Annotated in this window: 21 protein-coding genes; 8 read left to right on the top strand and 13 right to left on the bottom strand. The window is 72.2% G+C overall.

Translation table 11 applies throughout. The features are described 5' to 3' along the window. Positions 1 to 3: 3 nt before the first annotated feature. The gene (locus tag ACZ7MF_RS14000; RefSeq protein ID WP_471476928.1) at positions 4 to 837 is read right to left on the bottom strand and encodes a PIG-L family deacetylase; all 834 of its coding nucleotides are present in this window, start codon (positions 835 to 837) and stop codon (positions 4 to 6) included. A gap of 242 nt (positions 838 to 1079) precedes the next feature. Between ACZ7MF_RS14000 and ACZ7MF_RS13995 the strand changes: the two genes are divergently transcribed. Next, positions 1080 to 2969 (top strand): LamG-like jellyroll fold domain-containing protein, encoded by a 1890-nt coding sequence (locus ACZ7MF_RS13995; protein ID WP_471476926.1) that lies wholly within the window; start codon positions 1080 to 1082, stop codon positions 2967 to 2969. On the opposite strand, the gene ACZ7MF_RS13990 is transcribed toward ACZ7MF_RS13995, so the two are convergent. The 4 genes from ACZ7MF_RS13990 to ACZ7MF_RS13975 form a co-directional block, all read right to left on the bottom strand. Continuing rightward, positions 2953 to 3627, bottom strand: coding sequence for a histidine phosphatase family protein (locus ACZ7MF_RS13990; RefSeq protein WP_471476923.1), 675 nt, complete (start codon positions 3625 to 3627; stop codon positions 2953 to 2955). The genes ACZ7MF_RS13995 and ACZ7MF_RS13990 overlap by 17 nt on opposite strands. A gap of 84 nt (positions 3628 to 3711) precedes the next feature. Then, positions 3712 to 4953, bottom strand: a complete 1242-nt coding sequence (gene manD / locus ACZ7MF_RS13985; RefSeq protein ID WP_471476921.1) for a D-mannonate dehydratase ManD — start codon at positions 4951 to 4953, stop codon at positions 3712 to 3714. Positions 4954 to 5005: 52 nt separating this feature from the next. Continuing rightward, complete coding sequence (locus tag ACZ7MF_RS13980) at positions 5006 to 6142, bottom strand: PQQ-dependent sugar dehydrogenase (protein ID WP_471477237.1); 1137 nt, start codon at positions 6140 to 6142, stop codon at positions 5006 to 5008. Positions 6143 to 6296: 154 nt separating this feature from the next. After that, positions 6297 to 6878: a dihydrofolate reductase family protein gene (locus ACZ7MF_RS13975; protein ID WP_471476919.1), complete on the bottom strand. Its 582-nt coding sequence runs from the start codon at positions 6876 to 6878 to the stop codon at positions 6297 to 6299. Between the two features lie 269 nt (positions 6879 to 7147). Here ACZ7MF_RS13975 and ACZ7MF_RS13970 point away from each other — a divergent pair, with 269 nt between their 5' ends. Then, positions 7148 to 8626 carry an FAD-dependent monooxygenase gene (locus ACZ7MF_RS13970; RefSeq protein WP_471476917.1) on the top strand — a complete coding sequence of 493 codons (1479 nt, stop codon included), beginning with the start codon at positions 7148 to 7150 and terminating at the stop codon, positions 8624 to 8626. Positions 8627 to 8656: 30 nt separating this feature from the next. Here the strand turns inward: ACZ7MF_RS13970 and ACZ7MF_RS13965 are convergent, their stop codons facing one another. Further along, complete coding sequence (locus ACZ7MF_RS13965) at positions 8657 to 9778, bottom strand: FAD-dependent oxidoreductase (protein WP_471476915.1); 1122 nt, start codon at positions 9776 to 9778, stop codon at positions 8657 to 8659. Between the two features lie 71 nt (positions 9779 to 9849). Between ACZ7MF_RS13965 and ACZ7MF_RS13960 the strand changes: the two genes are divergently transcribed. The 3 genes from ACZ7MF_RS13960 to pntB all read left to right on the top strand — a co-directional run bounded on the left by ACZ7MF_RS13960 (position 9850) and on the right by pntB (position 13697). Next, positions 9850 to 10545 (top strand): TetR/AcrR family transcriptional regulator, encoded by a 696-nt coding sequence (locus ACZ7MF_RS13960; RefSeq protein WP_471476913.1) that lies wholly within the window; start codon positions 9850 to 9852, stop codon positions 10543 to 10545. Between the two features lie 123 nt (positions 10546 to 10668). After that, the gene (locus ACZ7MF_RS13955) at positions 10669 to 12243 is read left to right on the top strand and encodes a Re/Si-specific NAD(P)(+) transhydrogenase subunit alpha (protein ID WP_471476911.1); all 1575 of its coding nucleotides are present in this window, start codon (positions 10669 to 10671) and stop codon (positions 12241 to 12243) included. Further along, entirely contained in the window at positions 12240 to 13697 is a 1458-nt protein-coding gene (pntB, locus tag ACZ7MF_RS13950; protein WP_471476909.1) for a Re/Si-specific NAD(P)(+) transhydrogenase subunit beta, read from the top strand. Before ACZ7MF_RS13955 ends, pntB begins: the two co-directional genes overlap by 4 nt. Before the next feature lie 64 nt (positions 13698 to 13761). Here the strand turns inward: pntB and ACZ7MF_RS13945 are convergent, their stop codons facing one another. The 7 genes from ACZ7MF_RS13945 to ACZ7MF_RS13915 form a co-directional block, all read right to left on the bottom strand. After that, positions 13762 to 14205 carry a nuclear transport factor 2 family protein gene (locus ACZ7MF_RS13945; protein WP_471476907.1) on the bottom strand — a complete coding sequence of 148 codons (444 nt, stop codon included), beginning with the start codon at positions 14203 to 14205 and terminating at the stop codon, positions 13762 to 13764. A 109-nt stretch (positions 14206 to 14314) separates the two neighbouring features. Beyond that, positions 14315 to 14674, bottom strand: a complete 360-nt coding sequence (locus ACZ7MF_RS13940; protein WP_356857528.1) for a DUF488 domain-containing protein — start codon at positions 14672 to 14674, stop codon at positions 14315 to 14317. Positions 14675 to 14768: 94 nt separating this feature from the next. Beyond that, complete coding sequence (locus ACZ7MF_RS13935) at positions 14769 to 15173, bottom strand: STAS domain-containing protein (protein ID WP_471476904.1); 405 nt, start codon at positions 15171 to 15173, stop codon at positions 14769 to 14771. Positions 15174 to 15259: 86 nt separating this feature from the next. Further along, positions 15260 to 16018, bottom strand: a complete 759-nt coding sequence (locus tag ACZ7MF_RS13930) for an IclR family transcriptional regulator (RefSeq protein WP_471476902.1) — start codon at positions 16016 to 16018, stop codon at positions 15260 to 15262. A gap of 41 nt (positions 16019 to 16059) precedes the next feature. Continuing rightward, positions 16060 to 16875: an SAM-dependent methyltransferase gene (locus ACZ7MF_RS13925; RefSeq protein ID WP_471476900.1), complete on the bottom strand. Its 816-nt coding sequence runs from the start codon at positions 16873 to 16875 to the stop codon at positions 16060 to 16062. After that, a complete protein-coding gene (locus ACZ7MF_RS13920) occupies positions 16872 to 17141 on the bottom strand; it encodes a DUF397 domain-containing protein (protein ID WP_398320158.1) in 270 nt (89 codons plus the stop codon). The genes ACZ7MF_RS13925 and ACZ7MF_RS13920 overlap by 4 nt, the downstream gene beginning before the upstream one ends. Beyond that, positions 17138 to 18010, bottom strand: coding sequence for a helix-turn-helix domain-containing protein (locus ACZ7MF_RS13915; protein ID WP_356857518.1), 873 nt, complete (start codon positions 18008 to 18010; stop codon positions 17138 to 17140). Before ACZ7MF_RS13915 ends, ACZ7MF_RS13920 begins: the two co-directional genes overlap by 4 nt. Positions 18011 to 18108: 98 nt before the next feature. Here ACZ7MF_RS13915 and ACZ7MF_RS13910 point away from each other — a divergent pair, with 98 nt between their 5' ends. The 3 genes from ACZ7MF_RS13910 (at position 18109) to ACZ7MF_RS13900 (ending at position 21924) form a co-directional block, all read left to right on the top strand. Then, positions 18109 to 18630 carry an ATP-binding protein gene (locus tag ACZ7MF_RS13910; RefSeq protein WP_471476897.1) on the top strand — a complete coding sequence of 174 codons (522 nt, stop codon included), beginning with the start codon at positions 18109 to 18111 and terminating at the stop codon, positions 18628 to 18630. Positions 18631 to 18715: 85 nt separating this feature from the next. After that, positions 18716 to 21121: an SCO7613 C-terminal domain-containing membrane protein gene (locus tag ACZ7MF_RS13905; protein ID WP_471476895.1), complete on the top strand. Its 2406-nt coding sequence runs from the start codon at positions 18716 to 18718 to the stop codon at positions 21119 to 21121. Between the two features lie 152 nt (positions 21122 to 21273). Beyond that, a complete protein-coding gene (locus tag ACZ7MF_RS13900) occupies positions 21274 to 21924 on the top strand; it encodes a YceI family protein (RefSeq protein ID WP_471476893.1) in 651 nt (216 codons plus the stop codon). The last annotated feature ends 1 nt before the right edge of the window (position 21925 follow it).

Below are 21925 nucleotides of genomic sequence, written 5' to 3'. Positions count from 1 at the left end.
GGGTCAGCGCAGTCCGGCGAAGAGGTCGTTCTCCGGCAGGGCCGCGCCGGTGGTGTCCCGGACGCGTACGAAGGTCTCCATGCCCATCAGCTCGCCGAACCTCTCCTTGCCCATCCTGAGGAAGAAGATGTTCTCGCCCTGGCTGGCGTGGGCGGCCAGCGCGTCGAACTTCTGGCCACTGAACGCGGTGGTGTCCACCCAGGTGGTGATCTCTTCGTCGGGGAGGCCGATCTCGGCCATCGCGGCGGCCTCGGCGGGGTCCGGCTCCGGCATGTCCTCGTTGAACTCGCGCATGATCTCACCGAAGCGCCCCATCATCGAGCGCGGCGCCGTGGTCCAGTACACCTTCGGTGTCAGCGTCGTCATCTCCAGTGCCGCCATGGTGATGCGGTGGGCCTGGATGTGGTCGGGGTGGCCGTAGAAGCCGTTCTCGTCATAGGTGACGACCACGTCGGGCCGGTAGTGCCGCATGAGTTCCGCGAGGCGGGCGGCGCCTTCCTCCACCGGGGTCCGCCAGAAGGATCCGGGGGCCTCGTTGCTCGGCCAGCCCATCATTCCGGAGTCGGCGTAGTCCAGCGTCTGAAGATCGCTGATCTTCAGGACCTCACGGCTCTCCTCGAGTTCCCGCCGGCGCATCTGGGCGACGGCCGCCGGATCGTGCCCGGGATCCCCCGGCTTGACGCCTCCCGGTCCGTCACCGCAACCGCCGTCGGTACACGTCACGAGCACCGTGCGGATGCCCTCCGCCGCGTACCGCGCCAGGACCCCGCCCGTGCCCGTGGCCTCGTCGTCGGGGTGGGCGTGCACGGCCATGAGCGTCAAGGGTCGGTCGGTCATGAAACAGTCCTCCTGCTGGGATACGTCTTGCTCCGGACACAGCGGGCGCGGATGCGGCGCCGGTCCCTCCGCCGATCCAACAGCGTGTGACGGCTCCCCTGTTCCCGACCCGCCGCCGCAGTTGCCGCCACGTGCCGTCGTCGGCCGGGCGGGCGGTGTTCAGCTCGGCGCCATCGGACGGTCGGCGCGGGTGAGCAGCATGCGGACTGATCGCAATCCGTCACCCGGTCCGTGGAGCCCAGATGAGTACAGAGGAACAGAGCAGTGGCCGCCGTCACCCGGACAGACGCGTGTTGTTGCGTGCGGCGGTGGCCGTACCGGCGGCCGGTGCCGTGGTCGCCGGTCTGGACACCGTCCCGGCGCAGGCGGCTGACGCAGCCGGGTGGTCCGGCGGCCGCTTCGACGCCGACAGTCCGCGGTTCGCCCTGGCGGTGCTGCCCGACACCCAGTACCTGTTCGACGCCGACAGCGCCGATCCGGCCCCGCTGCGGGCGACGTTCCGCCACCTCGTCACCGAGCGGGCCGCGGCCAACATCGCGTTCATGACGCACCTCGGCGACGTCACCGAGCACGGCACCGAGGCCGAGATCGATCTCGCGGCCGACACCTTCCGCGTCCTGCACGGCCGGGTCCCGTACAGCGTGCTGGCGGGCAACCACGACATCCGTTCGTCCACGGACGACCAGCGGGGCGACTCGGCCTACCTCTCCGCGTTCGGGCCCGACCGCTACCGCTCCATGCCGACGTTCGGCGGTGCCTCGCCCGACGGCTACAACAGCTACCACGTGCTGCGGGCCGGCGGGCGGCAGTGGCTCGTCCTCGCCCTGGACTGGCGGGTCTCCGACCAGGGGCTGGCGTGGGCACGGCAGGTGCTCGCCGGGCATCCCACCCTGCCGGCGGTGCTGACCACGCACGACCTCGCCTGGTCCGGCGACGACGGCGAGGCCCGGCTGTCCGACCACGGCCAACGTCTGTGGGACGGCCTGATCAAGGGGAACGACCAGATCTTCCTGGCGCTGGGCGGGCACTACTGGCCACCCGGCCGCACCGTACTGACCAACGACGCCGGGCACGACGTCCACGTCCACATCACCAACTACCAGGACCGCTACTACGGCGGCGCGGGCATGATCCGCACCTACGGCTTCGACCTGGTGCGCGGGGTCGTCGACGTGGAGACGTTCTCGCCCTGGTTCCTCGCCCGGGATGCCGCGGCGCGCTCCCCGCTGGCGGCCGAGACGCTGGAACTCACGGGTCCCGCCGACCGGTTCACGCTCGACATCGACTTCGACGTACGGTTCGCGGGCTTCGCCCCCGTGCCCGCGCCGAAGCCCCGGCCGGCCCGGGCCGTGATGCCCCGCGGCACGCTCGCCTACTGGCGCTTCGACGGCGCCGGAACCGACGCGGCCCAGAAGCCTGGTGCGCCCCTGCCCGACGGCACCGTGGTCAGGGACCTCACCGGCCGGGGGAACGACCTGAGGGTGCGCCGGCTGCACGCCTCCGGCGCCGACGCGCTCACCTGGTCGCGGGACCACCACCGCGGTCAGCCCGCGCACGCCAGCCTCCGCTTCGACGGCGGTCAGGGCCCCGACCGGGGTGCCGTCCTCACCACCGCGGACGGGGCGGCCCTGAACAGTGAGAAGTTCCTGCGCGGGTACACCGTCGAGACCTTCGTCCGGCTGCCCGAGCCGTTCGAGGGCAACCACGACTGGATGGGGATCCTCAGCTGGGAGGGCCGCAACGGCGACGCGGGCAAGACGACCGGCTGGTCCCCGCTGGAACCGACGTGCAGCCTGAACCTCTCCCCCGAGCGGTTTCTCCAGTTCGTCGTCTACCCGCACCGGCAGGACGCCGACCCCACGTCGTGGAGCCATGCCGTCCCGGTCGGACGCTGGATGCACATCGCCGTCGTCAACGACGGCCGCCGTACGGTGATGTACGTGGACGGATCGAAGATCGCGCGCAATCCCGCGCAGCCGTCGACCGGCATCGCCACCCTCGGCAAGCCCTTCGTCCTGGGCGGCACGCAGTTCGACGAACGGTTCGGGCAGGGCTTCTACGGCTGGCTGGGCGACACCCGGATCGTCGGGCGCCCCCTGCCGGTACGGGAGTTCCTCACTCCACCGGACTGAACGGCGTCACGGTGGCGCCCGTGGGATCGTTCGGGCCCGGTGTGAGGGGAAGGGGCCCCAGGGACTCGCCCTCCCAGAGCAGCGCCCGCCATCCCTGACCGGGCGAACCGGAGAGGATGACGATTCCGGTGTTCGCCAGGGGGTGCCCCGCGGCGTGGTCGACGTCCACGTTGTCGGCCCGCGCCGCCACCCACATGCGGATGGCGGCGCCGTGGCTGACCATGGCCACGGTCCCGGCGCCACCCTGGTGGGCCTCGGCCACGACGGCGTCGAAACGGGCCAGTGCCTCCACCCCGTTCTCGCCGCCGGGCATACGGAGCCGCACGTCGCCCGCGGACCAGGCGAACGCGGTGTGCATGTAGGTGTGTGCCGCCTCGTCGTCGCCGCGCATCTCCAGGTCGCCGGCGGTCAGCTCCCGGATCCCGGCCCGGACCCGGACCTCCAGTCCCCTCGCCGAGGCCAGGGGGGCGGCGGTCAGCTGCGTGCGCACCAGTGTCGACGCGTACAGGGCGTCGATCTTCTCCGACGCCAGGGCGTCGGGCAGCGCCGCCGCCTGTTCCTGGCCGAGGGCGGTCAGACCGGGGCCCGGCTCGGCCGTGTCCAGGAGGTGCTTGAGGTTGGACGGGGTCTGGCCGTGCCTGATGAGCATGAGACGCATGCGAGAGGGACTTTCTGCGGGACGACGGGACGACGGGACGACGGGGCACCCCCACTCTGCCACGCGCCGCCCGTGTCCCGGGCCTCACCAGTCGTGGACGGTGCCGTCGCCGAGGCGGTTCACGGGCAGGTAGGCGGGCTCGTAGGGGAAGCGGGCCGCGGCCCCGTCGTCGAGCTCGACGCCGAGGCCGGGAGCCTCGCCGGGGTGCAGGAGGCCGCCCTCGAAGCGGTAGGAGGTGCGGAACACCTCAAGGGTCTCCGGGGCGTGGCGCATGTACTCCTGGATGCCGAAGTTGTGCACGGCCAGGTCGAGGTGGAGGGCGGCCGCCATGCCCACGGGCGAGATGTCGGTCGGACCGTGCATGCCGGACTTGATGCCGTACACGGCGGCCATGTCGAGCAGTTTGCGGACGGCGGTGATGCCGCCGGTGTGCGTCACCGCCGAGCGGACGTAGTCGATGAGCCGTTCCTGGAGGAGGGTGGTGTAGTCGTGGACGGAGTTGAAGACCTCCCCGATGGCCAGCGGCGTGGTGGTGTGCTCCCGGATCAGCCGCAGCGCCCCCTGGTCCTCGCCCGGGGTCGCGTCCTCCAGCCAGAAGAGGTCGTAGGGTTCGAGGTCCTTGCCGAGCCGCGCCGCCTGGATGGGCGTCATGCGGTGGTGTCCGTCGTGCAGCAGGGGCAGTTCGGGGCCGAAGGTGTGCCGTACGGCTTCGAAGACCGTGGGCATGTGGCGCAGGTAGGCGCGGGTGTCCCAGGTCTCCTCGGTGGGGCGCGGGTGCGCGGTCCCGGTGCGGCGGGCGGGTTCGTAGTCGTAGCGGTCCCCGTCACCGGCGGCGGAGGCGGCGACGCCGTACACGGAGTCCAGACCGGGGATGCCGCTCTGGATGCGGACGGCCCGGAAGCCGTCCGCCAGGTGTTCGCGCACCGAGTCGAGCAGTTCGGGTATGTCCCGGCCGGAGGCGTGGCCGTAGGCCAGGGCGCCCGTGCGGCAGGCGCCGCCGAGGAGTTGGTACACCGGCATGCCCGCCGCCTTGCCCTTGATGTCCCACAGCGCCATGTCCACGGCGGCGACGGCAGCCATGGTGACCGGGCCCCGGCGCCAGTACGCACCCCGGTACAGGTACTGCCAGGTGTCCTCGACGGCGTGCGCGTCCCGCCCGAGCAGCAGCGGGGCCACGTGCTCGCGCAGGTAGGCCTCGACGGCCAGTTCGCGCCCGTTGAGGGTGGCGTCGCCGAGGCCGGTGAGCCCGTCCTCGGTGGTGACGCGCAGGGTGACGAAGTTGCGTCCCGGGCTGGTGACGACGACGTCGGCAGCGGTGATCTTCACAGGGTCGTTCCTCCTCGGCGACGCGCGCCCGGTGGTCAGGCCCGTGCCGGGGTCACGCCGGGTCGACGCGGGAAACCGTACCTCCGATGGCGAGGACGTACAGCTCCCCGTCGCCGTCCTGGGCGAAGGACACGACCTCGCCGCCGTTCACCCCGAGGTCGTGCTCGGCGGTCACCCGGCCGTCCTCGATCTCCAGGGAGCGCAGGGTGCCGTCGCAGTAGTCGCTGTAGACGTACTGTCCCGCGAGGCCGGGGACCGCCTCGCCGCGGTAGACGTAGCCGCCGGTGACGGAGCAGCCGAGACCGGTGCGGTCGTACTCGTGGATCGGCGGAACATGGTTCGCCGGCTCGGTGCCGCCGCGGAAGGGGTGCGTGCCCTCCATCTGCGACCAGCCGTAGTTCTCGCCGCCCGGGCTGCTCGCGGGCGCCCAGTCGATCTCCTCCCAGTCGCTCTGGCCGACGTCGCCGATGAGCAGGTCGCCCGAGCCGGCGTCGAAGGAGAACCGCCAGGGGTTGCGCAGCCCGTACGACCAGATCTCGCCCCTGGCGTCCGGGTCGTCGGCGAAGGGGTTGTCCTCGGGGATCGCGTACGGGTCGCCGCCCTGCGGGTCGATCCGCAGCAGCTTGCCGAGCAGGGTGTCGAGCTTCTGGCCGTTGCCCTGGGGGTCGCCGCCGCCCCCTCCGTCGCCGAGCCCGATGTAGAGGTAGCCGTCGGGGCCGAAGGTGATGGCGCCGCCGTTGTGGTTGGACTCGGGCTGCTCCTGGGTCAGGACGGTGCGCCGGGTGTTCGCCTGGACCGTGCCGTCCTGGACGGCGAACTCGTCAACGGTGGAGGTGCCCTCGAGGTCGGTGTAGGAGATGTAGAGGTGCGCGAACTGCTCGTCGAAGGCCAGGCCGAGGAGGCCGCGTTCGCCGTCGGTGGTGGTCTCGTCGGAGATGTCGAGCACGGGTTCGCCGAGTCCGTCGTCGTCGAGGACCCGCACGGTGCCGGCGCGTTCGGCGATCCAGACCGTGTCATTCGGGCCCGCGGCACCGGCCGTCGGGTTCTGGGCCCGGGCCACCTCGGTCAGCGCGACCTGCGCCGCGGATCCGGGTGTGCGGGACTCGTCGGCGGACGCCGTGGCCAGGGCCAGGGATCCTACGAGACCGAGTGTTGCGACGATCGCCGACATTCTGGTGCGCATGTTCACCATGGCCTCCCGGAGGCGGTGAGTGGGGGGAGTGCACCTGACTGCCCGGTCCGGACCTGGGGTCGCCCGGGCCGGCCGACGACTCGGGTGGGGGGCGTCGTCGGCCACCGCTGAGAATAGGGGCTCGGGCGTTTCAGGCCTAGACCAATACGCGCTACTTCTGGTCGGCCCCGGGCGGTCCGTCCAGGACCGTGGGCACGTACTCCAGCAGCTGGAGCCTGCCGTCGAAGGTGCGGCTCTCGACGAGGTCGAGGGTGACGTCCGGGTACTGGTCGAAGATCCTTTCCCTGCCCGTCGCCCCGGTGACGACCGGGAAGACGACCACGCGGAAGCGGTCGACCAGACCGGCCCGGAGCAGCGAGCGGCACAGGGTGAGGCTTCCCAGCGTGCGCAGGGGCCGCGTCCCCTGCTGTTTCATGTCCCGCACGGCCGGGACCGGGTCCCCCCGGACCAGTTCCGTGTTGTCCCAGGACAGCGGGGTCCGGAGGGTCGAGGAGAACACCACCTTGGGCATCGCGGTGATCTCCTTGAAGCCGGGGTCGTCGGGCATCTCGCGGGCGAAGCCGGACATCAGGCGGTACGTCGTGGCCCCCATGAGGCTCGTGTGCTGCTTCTCGGCGTCCCCGTCGAGCCAGGCGAGGTATTCGGGGCCCTCCATGCCCCAGAAGCCGGGCCAGCCGTCCGCGGCCGCGTATCCGTCGAGCGAGATGATGAAGTCGACCATGAGACTTGCCATCGGTCCGTTCCTCCCTGCGGTGGGTCTGCCGGGTCTGCCTACCGGATACGACCGCTGCCGGGCACGGAAGTCATCGGACTCGCCGGAAAGGATTGGACGGGCCGAGCACCGCACTTGTAGCCTCCACTCGACCGTGACACCGCCCGAGGAGGTGAGACCCATGAACGCTGTATCGACGTGGGTGCTCCCCCTTCCCGTCATGGCCGGCGACTGACACAGGTGTCGCCGGGAGCGCCTCGACCACAAGGCACTCCCGAAAGGCAACACCCATGAACTCTGGGCAGTTCACCGCCGAGCCGTCGTCCGAGGACACGGCCGGGCGCGACTTCGACGTGATCATCGCCGGATGCGGGCCGACCGGCGCGATGCTCGCCGCCGAGCTGCGGCTGCACGACGTGCGGGTCCTGGTTCTGGAGAAGGAGACCGAGCCCGCGTCGTTCGTCCGGATCGTCGCCCTGCACATGCGCAGCATCGAGCTGATGGCCATGCGCGGACTGCTGGACCGCCTCCTGCGGCACGGCAGGCAGCGCCCGGTCGGCGGGGTCTTCGCCGCCATCCCCAAGCCCGCGCCCAAGGACCTGGATTCCGAGTACGCCTATCTGCTGGGCATCCCGCAGCCGGTCGTCGTCCGGCTCCTGGAGGAACACGCGGTCGACCTGGGCGCGCGGGTCCTGCACGGGGGCGCGGTCGCCGGTTTCGAGCAGGACGGCGAGGGGGTGACCGTGGAGTTGGCCGACGGGCAACGACTGCGTTCGCGCTACCTCGTCGGCTGCGACGGCGGCCGCAGCACGGTGCGCAAACTGCTGGGCGTCCCCTTTCCCGGCGAGCCCTCGCGGAACGCGACGCTGATGGGCGAGATGGAAGTCGGGGTGCCCCCGGAGGAGGTCTCCGCCGGCGTGGCCCGAGTCCGCGAGACCCAGCAGCGGTTCTGGCTGCGGCCCTTCGGCGCGGGGGTCTACAGCGTCGTGGTCCCCGCCGCGGAAGCAGGTGACCGCGCGCAACCGCCCACTCTGGAGGAGTTCAGGCAGCAGTTGCGCGCCGTCGCCGGAACCGACTTCGGCGTGCACTCCCCGCGCTGGCTGTCCAGCTTCGGGGATGCCACCCGGCTGGCCGAGCGCTACCGGGTCGGGCGGGTGCTGCTGGCCGGTGACGCGGCACACATCCATCCGCCCACCGGCGGGCAGGGACTCAACCTGGGCCTCCAGGACGCGTTCAGCCTCGGCTGGAAGCTGGCCGCGCGGATCCGCGGCTGGGCGCCCGGCGCACTGCTGGACACCTACCAGGCCGAGCGTCGTCCGGTCGCCGAGGACGTGCTGGACAACACCCGCGCCCAGATGGAGCTGCACTCCACCGAACCGGGCGCGCGGGCCGTGCGCCGGCTGCTGACCGAGCTGATGGACTTCGACGAGGTGAACCGCCGGCTCATCGAGAAGATCACCGCGACCGGCATCCGCTACGACTTCGGTGCGGGTCCCGACCTGCTCGGCCGCCGGATGCGGGACATCGACGTCGAACAGGGCAGCCTCTACGGTCTGTTGCGGCGCGGACGCGGCCTGCTGCTGGACCGCACCGAACGCCTGACCGCCGGCGGCTGGTCGGACCGGGTCGATCGGCTCGCCGACCCCACCGCGGCGCTGGACGTACCGTGCGTGCTGCTGCGCCCGGACGGCCACGTCGCCTGGATCGGCGACGATCAGCGGGACCTGGACGAGCACCTCTCCCGGTGGTTCGGCGAGCCCACCGGCTGACCCGGCCCCGGCGGCCGGCGGGGCGGCCGCTCAACGGGACGGCTGGACCTGGTCGAAGACGGCGAGGGCCGCGGCGGGATCCGGGCTCACGAGGCGTTCCAGACCGGCCGCCGTGATCCTCGCCCAGCGTCCGGCCCGTGCCCACATCCGTTCCTCGAAGGCGCGGACGGCCCCGTCCGGATCCGCGGGGCCGTCGGCGAGTGCCTCGGCGAGTTCGGCGCCTTCCAGCAGCGCGAGGTTGGCGCCCGCCCCCAGCGGAGGCATCAGATGGGCGGCGTCACCGAGGAGCGTCACTCCGGGGACGTGGGTCCAGGTGTGGGACACGGGCAGGACGTGCAGGGGGCGGTGGACGAACGCGGTGCCGTGGCGGAGAAGGTCGAGGACGGGAGCGGTCCAGCCGTCGAACAGCGTCAGAAGACGCGACCGCACGGCCTCCGCGTCCCCGAAGTCGAGGTGCGCGTGCCAGTCCAGTGGCGCGCGGAACTGGGCGTGCACCTTGACGTGGCCGCCGCTGCCCCGCTGGGCGACGAGGGCCCGGTTCACGCCGTACACGGCCACCGAGCCGTCGCCGACCAGCGGGGCGAGGTCGGGGTGGCGGGTGTCGACGTCGTCCAGTGAGGTCTCGACCGTGGTGACGCCGGTGTAGTGCGGCGTCACCGGGGAGACCGCCGGGCGCGTGCGGGACCAGGCGCCGTCCGCGCCGACCACCAGGTCGAACGCCTCCTGCCGCCCGTCCTCGAAATGGACCAGGACACCGTCCCGGCCGCCCGGCACCACCTTCGTCACACCCTGGCCCCACCGGACGTCGAGAGAGCCGAGCAGCAGGTCGCGGAGTTGCCCGCGGTCGATCTCCGGATTGGCCCGGTCCGCCGGATCCGGACGCCAGTCGCGCAGCACGGTCCCGTAGGTGTCCAGGATGCGCATGGCCTGTCCCTCGGGCCGGGACAGCGCCTGGAACTCCGCCAGCAGCCCCGCCTTGTCCATGGCGAGCTGGCCCAGCCCTTCGTGCAGGTCCAGTGTGCCGCCCGGGGGGCGGGCGTCGGGGGCGGGGTCACGTTCGAGGACGGTGACGGGGCGGTCGTGGCGGTGCATGACACGGGCGAAGGCAAGGCCCGCGGGGCCGCCGCCGACCACGGCGATACGCTGCCTCATGAAGATACGTTGTCTCATGTCGATACACTGTATTTTCGGTCTACGACGTAGCGCAACAGTACGGTGGGAGCATGACTGTCTGGGACCGGCCGGAGCCGCCGCATCGCCCCGTGCCGCTCGATCGCGAGCGGATCGTCGCCGCCGCGGTCGCGCTCGCCGACGAGGGCGGCCTGACGGCGGTGTCCGTGCGCAAGGTGGCGGCCCGGCTGGACGCCGGGCCGATGCGGCTGTACGGATTCATCTCCACCAAGGACGAGCTGTTCGACCTCATGGTGGACGCGGTGTACGCCGAGATCCTCCCCGAGGAACGGGCCGGTGACTGGCGGGAGGCGCTGCGCGTCCTCGCCCACCGCACCCGGCAGGCCGCTCTGCGGCACCCGTGGCTGGCCGACCTGCTCGGCGGCCGCCCGGCCCTGGGGCCGAACGGTCTCGCCGTGGCCGAGGCGACGCTGGCCCCGCTCGACGGCCTGGCCGACGTCGACACCGTCATGCGCGCCGTGGAGACGGTCAGTTCCTACTTCACCGGAGCCATCCGGCGCGAGATCGCGGACCTGCGGGCGGAGCACACCACGGGCCTGTCCAAGCACGAGTGGCAGCGTGCCCACGGCCCGCACCTGACCCGGATGCTGGCCACGGGCCGCTTCCCGGCACTTGCCAGGGCCGTGTACGACGGCACGCACGTGGATGCCGAGGAGTCCTTCGCGACCGGCCTGGACTGGGTCCTGGACGCCGTGGGCGCCAGACTCACCCGACCGCCGGGGCGTTGACGTCCGTACCCGCTCACCGGTGGTGGCGGGCGGTGCCTCGAAGAACGACGGCCGTCTCTCGGTGCCGCGTCGCCCTCCCGTGGGTACGGAACCGGTCAACAACGCCTCCACGAGAGACTGGACATGACTGGACACCAATCCGCTCACCACCCGCCTCAGCGCGTCGGCGTCGTCGCCGAGTCCTCGCCCGGGGAGACGCGCGTCGCCGCGACGCCCTCGACGGTTCGCCTGCTCCTCGGCCTCGGTTACGAGGTCGTCGTCGAGTCGGGGGCCGGCGCGGCCTCCGGCTTCGGCGACGAAACCTACGCCGAGGCGGGGGCGAGCGTCGGCGAGGCCTGGGCCGCGGACGTCGTACTCAAGGTCAACGCGCCGACCGCCGACGAGACCGCCGCACTGCGCGAAGGAACCACGCTGGTGGCCCTCCTGGCACCGGCCCAGCAGCCCGAACTGCTCGAGGCGCTCTCCGCGCGGGGCGTCACGGCGCTCGCCCTGGACGCGGTGCCGCGCATATCGCGGGCGCAGTCGATGGACGTGCTCAGCTCCATGGCGAACATCGCCGGGTACCGGGCCGTGATCGAGGCCGCGCACGTCTTCGGCCGCTTCTTCACCGGCCAGGTCACCGCGGCGGGCAAGGTGCCGCCGGCGAAGGTCCTCGTCGCCGGGGCCGGGGTCGCGGGGCTCGCCGCCGTCGGGGCCGCCTCCAGCCTCGGTGCGATCGTCCGCGCCACCGACCCCAGGCCGGAAGTCGCGGACCAGGTGCGGTCCCTGGGCGGCGAGTACCTCGCGGTGGACGTGGCCCAGGAGGAGAGCACCGACGGCTACGCGAAGGCAACGTCGGCCGACTACGACCGTGCCGCGGCCCGGCTCTACCACGAGCAGGCCCGTGACGTGGACGTCGTCATCACCACCGCGCTGATCCCCGGACGGCCCGCCCCGCGCCTGCTGACCGCCGCCGACGTGGCGGCGATGCGGCCCGGCAGTGTCGTCGTCGACATGGCCGCCGCCCAGGGCGGCAACGTCGAGGGGACCGTCGCGGGCCGGACCGTGGTGACCGGCAACGGGGTGACCGTCATCGGCTACACGGACCTGGCGGCCCGGCTGCCCGCCCAGGCGTCGCAGCTGTTCGGCACCAATCTGGTCAACCTGCTCCGGCTGCTCACGCCGGGCAAGGACGGCCGGATCGTCATCGACTTCGACGACGTGGTGCAGCGGACCGTGACCGTGGTCCGTGCGGGCACGGTCACCTGGCCTCCCCCGCCGGTCCCCGTGTCGGCGGCCCCGCCCGCCACCGCGCCCGCCGCTGCGTCCGCCGACGCACCGGTGGGCGGGAAGCCGCGCCGGCTCACTGCGGCGGGGCGCTTCGGCCTGATCGGCCTCGGCATGCTGGCGACCTTCCTGCTGGTCGCCTTCGCTCCGGCCCAACTGGCGCAGAACTTCACGGTGTTCGCGCTGGCGGTGGTCATCGGCTACTACGTGATCGGCAAGGTCCATCACTCCCTGCACACCCCGCTGATGTCGGTGACCAACGCCATCTCGGGGATCGTGGTGATCGGTGCCCTCGTGCAGATCGGGCACGAGAGCACGCTCGTCACCGTGCTGTCGTTCGTGGCGATCCTGCTGACGAGCGTGAACATCTTCGGCGGTTTCGCCGTCACCCGCCGCATGCTGTCCATGTTCTCGAGAGGCGAGTCCCGATGACGTCCATGACCGCCTCCCGCGCCGCCGACCTGGTGGCGGCCCTGCTGTTCGTGCTGAGCCTCGCCGGTCTGTCCCAGCACCGGACCTCACGCGCCGGCGTCGTCTACGGCATCGCGGGGATGGCCCTCGCCCTGGCGGCCACCGTCGTGGTCTCGGCGCGGAGCGTGTCCGCCGGGCCCGTCGCGCTGATCCTGCTCGCGATGGTGACCGGCGCCGTGATCGGCCTGTGGCGGGCGCGGCGCGTGGAGATGACGCAGATGCCCGAGCTGATCGCGGTGCTGCACAGCTTCGTCGGTCTCGCGGCCGTCCTGGTCGGCTGGAACAGCTATCTGGAGGTCGAGGCGCACGGCTCGCGGGGCCGGATCGCCGCCGACCTGATCGGCATCCACCACGCCGAGGTGTTCATCGGCGTCTTCATCGGCGCGGTCACCTTCACCGGCTCCGTGGTCGCGTACCTGAAGCTGTCCGCGCGGATCAAGTCCCGGCCGCTGATGCTGCCCGGCAAGAACGCCCTCAATCTGGGTGCGCTGGCCCTGTTCGCGGTGCTGACCGTCTGGTTCACCGTCAGCCCGGGCCTGCCCCTGATGGTGGCGGTCACGGTCCTGGCGCTCGCCCTGGGCTGGCACCTGGTGGCCTCCATCGGCGGGGGCGACATGCCGGTCGTCGTCTCGATGCTCAACAGCTACTCCGGCTGGGCCGCGGCGGCGGCCGGCTTCCTGCTCGACAACAACCTGCTCATCGTCACCGGTGCACTGGTCGGATCCTCGGGTGCGTATCTGAGCTACATCATGTGCCAGGCGATGAACCGTTCCTTCCTCTCCGTCATCGCGGGCGGTTTCGGCATCGAGGCTCCGCCCGGCGGCGGCGAGGAGCAGGGCGAGCACCGTGAGGTACGGGCGCACGAGGCGGCCGAACTGCTCGCGCGGGCGCGGTCCGTGGTGATCACCCCCGGATACGGCATGGCCGTGGCGCAGGCCCAGCACCCGGTCGCGGAGCTGACCCGGCGGCTGCGCGAGCGTGGCGTGGAGGTGCGCTTCGGCGTCCACCCCGTCGCGGGACGGCTGCCCGGGCACATGAACGTGCTGCTGGCCGAGGCCAAGGTGCCCTACGACATCGTCCTGGAGATGGACGAGATCAACGACGACTTCGCGGACACCTCGGTCGTGCTGGTCATCGGCGCGAACGACACGGTCAATCCCTCGGCGACCGACGACCCCGCCAGTCCGATCGCGGGCATGCCCGTGCTGCGGGTCTGGGAGGCCGAACAGGTCGTCATGTTCAAGCGCTCGATGGCCTCCGGCTACGCGGGCGTGCAGAACCCGCTCTTCTTCCGGGACAACAGCAGCATGCTCTTCGGCGACGCCAAGCAGAGCGTCGAGGCGATCCTGGAAGCTCTCGGGTCCGGGACCGGACCAGGCCCTCGGGCGGCACAGGGGGTGACTGCGCTGCGGTGACTGCGCTGCGGTGACTGCGCTGCGGCGCCGGCGGTGCCGGGCACGCGGGCGCCGCGCGGAGTGCTCACTCGTGGTCGGTCCCGAACGCCTGGGCGACGGCGAGGCTGTCCTCGTACACGTGGTGGCGGGTGACGAGGCCGTTCTCGACCGTCAGGTGGAGGGCGAACCGGGCGCGGTAGGCGCGTCCGGTGGGGCGGGCGGTCTGGCGGATCTCGCCGAGCACGACCGCGTCGTTCCCATCGACGAGGATGCGCTCCACCTCGGTGTCCGCCCGCTCCGGCAGGTGGTGCTCGGCAAGCTCCCGGTAGTGGGCCGCCGCGTCCGCCCGGGTGGACCGGTGACGGATCCACGGCGTGGCCGGACGACCGTGCTCGGCCTCCGGCCAGTCGAGCCTCCAGTCGCCCTGGTCGGCGTACAGCCCCGCGATGTGCTCGGGGTCGCCCCTGCCGATCCTGCGCAGCAGGTCCTCCACCACGGAGCGGGTGTCCGTCGACTCGGACGTGGACATGGCAGACCTCCTCCTGGTCCGCATCCCGTCGATGCGGAGACCTCGCCCATCCTGTCGACCCGCGCGCGGCGAGGCGATTACCTCTGAGGTAGGGCGGGCGGGGGCTCGGTCAGGACCTGTCCAGCCACTGGGCGAGCGCGGCCGCCTCGCTGTGGTCCACGTCCTTGGTGGCCGTGAGCAGGGTCACCTTGGCCTGGGCCGCCAGATCGCGCAGGCGCTCCAGCGCGGCCTCGTGGTCGGCGTCCTCCAGCTCGGCGAAGTAGCGGCGCCGGAACTCGTCGTAGCGCTGTGGGTCGTGGTGGTACCAGCGCCGCAGATCGGCCGACGGGGCGACGTCGCGCAGCCACTCGTCCAGATCGGCCTTCTCCTTGCTCACACCGCGGGGCCACAGCCGGTCGACCAGCACTCGCGTGCCGTCCTGGGGCGTGGGGCTCTCGTAGATTCTCCGGTATCCGACCCGTGCCGTCATGATCCACCTTCCGGAGAGGACCCGGGCAGCGACTTCCGTTCAAGTGAACCGCCGCGGGCGTGCCCAAACACGGGAGCCGGTGGTGACGGCCGTGTCAGCCGCGCGCGTACGGCCAGCCGGCCAGTCCCTCCGCACCGGGAGGCTGCGCGACGGCCTGGTCCACGGAGTCGTGGAAGGAGTAGACCGCCCCCAGGCCGCCGAGCGCGAAGACGTGCAGGAGCCGCCGGTCGGCACAGGCGATCCGCAGCGACCCGTGATGGGTCCGGATGAGCTTGGTCACGGCCACGATCATGCCGAGGCCCATGGAGTCGATGAAGGGCGTGTCGCAGAGGTCCAGTACGAAATGCCGGTGGCCCTCGGCGAGGCGGCGGTCCACCTCGGCCCGGACGAGCGGCGCGAAGGCGATGTCGATCTCGTCGTCCGCCCGGACGACCGTCCAGCCGTTCGCCAGGTGACAGCCGACCTGCCCGTACGGCCCTGCGACGCCCTGCTCACTCACGTTCCGGCTCCCCTTGCAACCATGCCCGATTTGCCCGTCTCATCCAGGAAACGCGGTGGGGCCGCGATGCCACAAGAGCCCGGTTTTCAGATGGTGAGCGAGAGCCCCCGGGACACCCGTTCCGCGGTGGCGAGCAGCGTCGTGACGGCGTCGTCGAGGCGGGCCGTGCGGTTGATGTCCAGCGAGATGCCGAGCGATCCGATGGTGTCGCCCCGGCGGACGGGGACCGCGACGCACGCGGTGCCCAGACGGTACTCCTCCAGGTCGGTCACGGCCGGGCCCCGCGGGGCGGCGTCGAGGCTCCGCAGCAGCTGGGCACGGTAGGTGATGGTGCGCGGGGTGAGATCGTTCATCGCGTGGCGGGACAGGTAGTCGGCGCGGGCGTCGGCGTCCAGCTCGCGCAGCACGCTCTTGCCGAGCGCCGTGGCGTGTCCCGCGTCCTCGAAGCCGACCCAGAGATCCACCCGGGGCGCCTTCGGGCCGTCCACGATCTCCGCGACCCTGATCTCGCCGTCCTCGTAGAGGGTCAGGTACGCGGCGGCCGACAGGTCGTCCCGCAGCTCGGTGAGCGTGGGACGGACCCTGCTCAGCGCCGTCTGGTCGCGGCTTCCCGCGTGCAGCGCGCCCAGCCTCTCCCCCAGGACGAACGTGCCGTCCTCGAGTTTGCGCACATAACCGTCGTGGACCATGGTGCGCAGCAGGTGGTAGGTGGTGCCCAGGGCCAGACCCGTCTCGCGCGCCAGCTGCTTGGCCGGTACGCCGCTCTCGTGGGCGCCCACCGCTTCCATCAGGCGAAAGGCTCGCTGCACCGAGGAGATGAGCGTGGGGCCCTCCTGACCGCTCACCCCTCCACCCTGCGCCCCACCGAAGGGGTCCGGCAAGTGCGCTACGGCTTGATGCCGACCCCGGCCCACAGGCTGACCTGGGCGTCGGTGGGGGCGTCGGGACCGGCGGGCAGGTCAGGTCGCCAGCGGTGACCGACGGTGACGCCGGGGGTGAGGAGGTCGAGCCCGTCGAAGAAGCGTGCGACGTCCTTCTGCGAGCGGAACTGCACCGGTGTGCCCGCGCCGGTGTAGATGTCGGTGACCTTCTCCCAGGTGGGCGGGTCGAAGTCGGGCGTGCAGTGGCTCAGCGCGAGCGCACTGCCCGCCGGGAGCGCGGCCATCAGCCGTTCGACGATGCCGTACGGGTCGCGGGCATCGGTGATGAAGTGCATCAGCGCGTTCAGCGACAGGGCGACCGGCCGGGAGAGGTCCAGCACCTCGGCCAGTACGGGTGCCTTCAGCAGGGCGTCGGGGTCGTTGACGTCGGCCTCGATGTAGGTGGTGCGGCCCTGCGGGGTGCTGCGCATGAGGCGCTCGGCGTACTTCAGGACGAGCGGGTCGTTGTCGGCGTAGACCACGCGGGCCTCGGGGACGACGGACTGTGCCACCTGGTGCACGTTCGGCTCGGTGGGGATGCCCGTGCCGATGTCCAGCCACTGCCGGATGCCGTGCTCCTGTGCCAGCACCCGAGTGGCACGGTGCATGAAGGCGCGGTTCTCCCGGGCACAGGTGAAGATGCCCGGGTAGGCCTCGGCGACCGCTTCGGCCGCCTGCTTGTCGACCGGGAAGTGGTCCTTGCCGCCGAGGTAGAAGTCGTACATGCGGGCCGAGTGCGGCCTGCTGGTGTCGAGGCCCCGCGCGGCCTGGGTGTCGCTCATGCCGTTCCCTTCGTGCGGCCGGCCGTCAGGTGGTCGGCCATGCCCTGCTTGACTCCTCGGACGAACGCGCCGATCTCCTCGCGCGTGTAGATGAGTGCGGGGCCGGCCGGGTCCGTCGACTGACGCACGGCGATGCGTCCGTCGGCGAGTTGCTTGGTCTCCACGCACTGGCCGCCGTTGGGGCCGCTCCACGGGCGTTCCCAGCCGCTCTCGCCGAGGTCGCGGGCGGGCATCCCGTTGTAGACGGGGAGGTCGGTGGTGCTCATGAGTACTCCTTGCGCATGCGGTTCAGGAGTGCCGTGCTGTCCCGGGTCGAGGTGAGCAGCGACATCCTGTTGTGCGCCTCCAGGTGCGCGACGACGTCGGCCCGTTCGTCCAGGTACATCGACGCGGAGAGGATCTCGCTGTAGACGACGTCGGGCAGCTCCGGCTCCTCGAACCGGAAGTAGGTGAAGGGGGCGCAGGCCCCGACGTGGGCGCCGACGGCGAAGGGCAGGATGTCGATGCTGACGTGCTCCAGCTCGGACGCCGCCAGGAGCCGGTCGATCTGCTCGCGCATCACTTCGGGGCCGCCGACGACCCGGTGCAGGACCGCTTCCTCCATGACCACCCAGAGGGTGGGCGCGTTCTCCCGCTCCAGCAGGCTCTGCCGGCGCAGCCGCAGGCCGACGCGGCGTTCCAACTCCTCGTCGGAGCCGTTCGGAAAGCCTCCGCCCAGGACGCCGCGGGCGTAGGCGGGGGTCTGGAGCAGCCCCGTGACGTAGTGGGGTTCGTAGGTGCGCAGCGTGCCGGCGCCGGTCTCCAGACTGACGTACGCGGTGAACCAGTTGGGCAGCACGTCGCGGTAGGCGTGCCACCAGCCCGGTTTGTTGGCCTGCTCGGCGAGCGCGACGAACTCGTCCGTCTCCTGCTGCCCCCTGCCGTAGGTCTGCAGGAGCTTCTCGACATAGAGGGGTTTGAGGGCGACTTCGGCCTTCTCCAGCCGGCGGATCGTCAGAGGCGTCACCCGTAGCGCCTTGGCGGCGTCGGCCAGTGAGGCACCCGCGCCCTGCCGCATGTCGTGGAGCCGGCGCCCCAGGATCATGCGCAGCACCGTCGGGGCGCTGGTGCCCGCGCCGGACCGAGCTTCACTCACGCCCCACCTCCTGATGGGCTGTCACCGGCGCCATTGTGACAGCGACTTGGTGACGACACCAGACTGAACGGGTCTTTCTGAAATTATCAGGGATCCGGTTGCAGGCTGAACTCGACGGCGAGCATAGTTGCGGTCGTGAGCATCGCGCCCGTCCTCACTGGAAGGCGATCACCGTGACCCCCCACACGAGCCCTTCACCCGGACTGTTACCACCGGCGCGCCCCGACCTGGAGCACTGGTTCGACCTCCCCTCGCTCCGGGTCAGCGTGCGGACGGCGCGCGACACGGTCCGCCGGCAGCTTCGCACCTGGCGGCTTCCCGGCGACGTGTGCACCGACGCGGTGCTCCTCGTCTCGGAACTGGCGACCAACGCCGTGCTCCACTCGGGCAGCGAGCGCATGCTGTGCGGCCTGTCGCTGACCTCGCACGAGCAGCTGCGGATCGAGATGCACGACGACGGGCGCACCTCGGCCAGCCCGGCCGGTTGCGGCTCCGGCCCGCAGGACGAGAGCGGGCGCGGGCTGTTGATCGTGCAGCAGCTGGCCGACTCGTGGGGGACGGCCCGGTCCGGCCGCACCGGCGGCAACACCGTCTGGGCGGTTCTGCGGATCGAGTTCTGACCCCCACCGGGGCACCGCGCCCCTGAGTACGAGCTGAGTATGCGCGCTCATGTCCCGGCACGTGGCGAGGACCACACTCCGAGGCATGACGAACCTTCCGCCCCCGGCCGAGGAGCTGCGGTTCCTGGACGCCGAGCTGCGGCAACTCGACCTGCGCCGCGCCGCCCTGCTGCGGCGCCGTGCGTGGCTGGTCCACACGCTGCGGGCGACCGCCGCCCAGCAGGCCGCCCCCGGACCCGGGGCCGCGCCCGGGGGACCGCCCGCCGGTGCCGCCGTACGCCGTCCGGAGGCCACCGCGCCCGGTGTGCAGAACGTGCTGCTGGTGCTCGGTGGCGTACTGCTGACGATCGCGGCGATCGCGTTCACCCTCGTCAGCTGGGGTCATCTGGGGATCGCGGGACGCGCCCTGGTGCTCGGTGCGCTGACCGTGGGGGCGCTCGGTGTGCCGGTGGCACTGCTGCGGCGCGGGCTGAGGTCGACGGCCGAGGCGGTGGCCGCTCTCGGGACCGCCCTGACCGTCCTCGACGCCTACGCGCTCCACGAGGTGGCGTTCACCGGCACGGACGGTGTCGGGTACACGGCCACCGCGTCCGCCGTCCTGGCGGCGCTGTGGGCCGTGTACGGACTGCGCCTCGGGCTCCGGCACCCCCTCCCGCTCGCCGTGGCGACCGCCCATCTGCCCCTGCTCCTGTGGGCGATCGCCGCCGGAGCGGGTCCGTACACGCTCACGGCGGTGTCGCTGGCGACCGCCGCGGGCGGCACCGCCGTCGCGCTGCGCGCCGCACCGCTGCCGGTGCGGATCGTCGCCGTCACCGGCGCCCTGGGCACGGGGGCCGCGGGTGTGCTGTCGGCCGGGTGGCTCTGCTGGAGCGCGTCCGGCCCGGGCCCGGCCGCACGGGCGGCGGCGCTCCTGGCCGTGGCGGCGGCGCTCGCGCTGGTGGCCGGCCGCTTCGTTCCCCGTCCGGAGATCTCCATGGGCGCCGCCCTTGCGGCGGGTCTGTGCGTGGTCGCCGGGGCCGGTGGGGTGCTGCGGGTGACGGTGCCCGGCGAGTGGACGGTGCCGGGGTGCCTGGCCTGCGCGATCGCCCTGTTGGCGGCGGAGCGGACGCGCCTTCACCAGCCTTTGCGTCAGGGGCTGGTGCGCGCTTCGGCGGCGGTTCAGGGCTTCGCGGTGCTGTGGACGCTCCCCCTGGTCGCCGGGTGCGTCCTCGGTCCGGCGGTCCGGGGTGCGCGCCCCTGGTCCGGTGCGCCGCAGGATTTCCGGGACGCCGTGTTCGCGGGCCTGCCCCGCCCGCCGTACGCGGGCACCGCGCCGCTGGTCCTCGCCGTGGTGGCCGCGGTGCTGCTGGTGGCCGGGCGCCGCACGGCCCGGCGTCCGGCGGTCACGGTGGTGGCGCTGGCCCTCGGCTGGGCGGCCCTCCTCGTCCTCCCGGTGGTACTCCGACTGCCCTACGCGGCGGGTCTGGTGGCGCACGCGGTCGTGGTCGCGACGGCCCTGGGCCTCGCGGTGCGGACCGGCCGCGCCGACAAGCGGCTGTCGCCGCCGGTCCTGACGGCCCTCCTGCTGGCGCTCGTCACCTCGGTCGCTCTCGCCCTCGTCTCGCTGGCCTCCGAGCCCGCGACGATCGCCGTACTCGTGACGCTGACGGTCCTGTTCGCTGCCGCCGGGCTCCGCCCGGGGCCCGCGCCCTTCACGGCGCCCGCCGCCCTCTGCCACGCCACGGCCCTGGCCTGCGCGATCGGGGCATCCACGGGCCGGCAGCCGCACCACACGGCGCTGCTGGTCCTCGTCGTACCCGCCGTCGCCGCCCTGATCGCGTCGCGGACGGGTGGGTCGCGCGCCACGGTACCGGTCGAGGTGGCGGGTGCGGCCGCGGGGCTGCTCGCACTCGCGCTCGCCGCGCCGGAGCCGCCGATGCTGGCCCTGGTGCTCTCCCTCTGCGGTGCCGTCGCGGCAGCCACCGCGCTGCGCCCGGAGCGGCGGGCGTCCGGCTGGGCGGCGGCCGCGCTGTTCCTGCTGGCCACCTGGGTGCGCCTGGCGGCGTGGGACGTCGCCGCTCCGGAGGCCTACACCCTGCCGGTGACCGGACCGGTGCTGGTCGTCGGAGTTCTGCGTCGGCGCCGTGACGCCGCGGTGTCGTCGTGGACGGCGTACGGCTCCGGGCTGGCCGTCACCCTGGTGCCGAGTCTGCTCGCCGCCTGGGACGACCAGCACTGGCTGCGTCCTCTGGCGCTCGGCGTCGCCGCGCTCGCGGTGACGCTGGCGGGCGCCCGGCACCGGCTCCAGGCGCCACTGGTTCTCGGCTCGGGTGTGCTCGCGCTGGTGGCGCTGCACGAACTGGCCCCGTACCTCACCCAGGTCGTCGGCGCGCTCCCCCGCTGGGCCCCTCCCGCCCTCGCCGGTCTCGTACTGCTGGTCCTCGGCGCCACCTACGAGCAACGGCTCCGGGACGCCCGGCGGCTGAGGGAGGCGCTGGGGCGGCTCCGTTAGGCCTGCCGTGTGCACGAGCCAGGGGCCTCGTGTCCAAGCCGTGCAGCTTTGCGGTCGGGGTCATGGAAGCCGGACGAGGTCGCCCATCTTGCCGTGGGCCGTTGATCGACTTCGTGGTAACACGAAGTGATCGCATTCGAAAGGGCCGCCTCATGGGTATCTTCAGCCGTCGCCAGACCGCCACCGTCGAGCAGCCGTCGACCGCCGGGCCGGACCCGTCGGCCGGGCGGTCCGCGACCGCGGTCGCCACGCTCGACCCGGCCCTTCGCGCGCTGACCGGGCGATGGACCATCGACCGCCCGCACAGCCGGATCGGATTCTCCGTGCGGCACGCCATGGTCACCACGGTCCGCGGGGCGTTCACCGACTACGACAGCACGCTCCACTTCGACGGAGACCGCCCCTGCGAGTCCCGGGCCGACCTCGTCATCCGCGTGGCCAGCGTCGACACGGGCGTGGAACAACGGGACGCCCACCTCGTCGGCAAGGACTTCTTCGACGCGCGGCGCCACCCCGAGATGACCTTCCGCTCCACCTCCACCACCCAGGAGTCCGCGGGGAGCTTCCGCATGACGGGAGAGCTCACCATCCGGGACACGACCCGCCCCGTCGAGCTCCAACTGGACTACCTCGGCTCGGTCGTGGATCCGTTCGGCTACGAGCGGGCGGGTTTCGACGGGACCACCACCATCGACCGCCGGGACTGGGGTCTGGTCTACAACCAGCGGCTCGAGGCGGGCGGCAGCATGGTCAGCGAGAAGGTCCGCCTGCAGTTCGACATCTCCGCGATCCGCTCCTCCTGAG

It is taken from the genome of Streptomyces sp. NPDC111628 (genome assembly GCF_055635195.1).
Note: the sequence above shows the minus strand (reverse complement) of the source record. Positions and strands in the feature narration are given on the sequence as shown.

Coding starts and splice junctions, on each gene's coding strand:
- ACZ7MF_RS14000 (WP_471476928.1), bottom strand. CDS start 837: ATGACCGACCGACCCTTGACGCTCATGGCCGTGCACGCCCACCCCGAC.
- ACZ7MF_RS13995 (WP_471476926.1), top strand. CDS start 1,080: ATGAGTACAGAGGAACAGAGCAGTGGCCGCCGTCACCCGGACAGACGC.
- ACZ7MF_RS13990 (WP_471476923.1), bottom strand. CDS start 3,627: ATGCGTCTCATGCTCATCAGGCACGGCCAGACCCCGTCCAACCTCAAG.
- ACZ7MF_RS13975 (WP_471476919.1), bottom strand. CDS start 6,878: ATGGCAAGTCTCATGGTCGACTTCATCATCTCGCTCGACGGATACGCG.
- ACZ7MF_RS13970 (WP_471476917.1), top strand. CDS start 7,148: ATGAACTCTGGGCAGTTCACCGCCGAGCCGTCGTCCGAGGACACGGCC.
- ACZ7MF_RS13965 (WP_471476915.1), bottom strand. CDS start 9,778: ATGAGGCAGCGTATCGCCGTGGTCGGCGGCGGCCCCGCGGGCCTTGCC.
- ACZ7MF_RS13960 (WP_471476913.1), top strand. CDS start 9,850: ATGACTGTCTGGGACCGGCCGGAGCCGCCGCATCGCCCCGTGCCGCTC.
- ACZ7MF_RS13955 (WP_471476911.1), top strand. CDS start 10,669: ATGACTGGACACCAATCCGCTCACCACCCGCCTCAGCGCGTCGGCGTC.
- pntB (WP_471476909.1), top strand. CDS start 12,240: ATGACGTCCATGACCGCCTCCCGCGCCGCCGACCTGGTGGCGGCCCTG.
- ACZ7MF_RS13945 (WP_471476907.1), bottom strand. CDS start 14,205: ATGTCCACGTCCGAGTCGACGGACACCCGCTCCGTGGTGGAGGACCTG.
- ACZ7MF_RS13940 (WP_356857528.1), bottom strand. CDS start 14,674: ATGACGGCACGGGTCGGATACCGGAGAATCTACGAGAGCCCCACGCCC.
- ACZ7MF_RS13925 (WP_471476900.1), bottom strand. CDS start 16,875: ATGAGCGACACCCAGGCCGCGCGGGGCCTCGACACCAGCAGGCCGCAC.
- ACZ7MF_RS13920 (WP_398320158.1), bottom strand. CDS start 17,141: ATGAGCACCACCGACCTCCCCGTCTACAACGGGATGCCCGCCCGCGAC.
- ACZ7MF_RS13905 (WP_471476895.1), top strand. CDS start 18,716: ATGACGAACCTTCCGCCCCCGGCCGAGGAGCTGCGGTTCCTGGACGCC.
- ACZ7MF_RS13900 (WP_471476893.1), top strand. CDS start 21,274: ATGGGTATCTTCAGCCGTCGCCAGACCGCCACCGTCGAGCAGCCGTCG.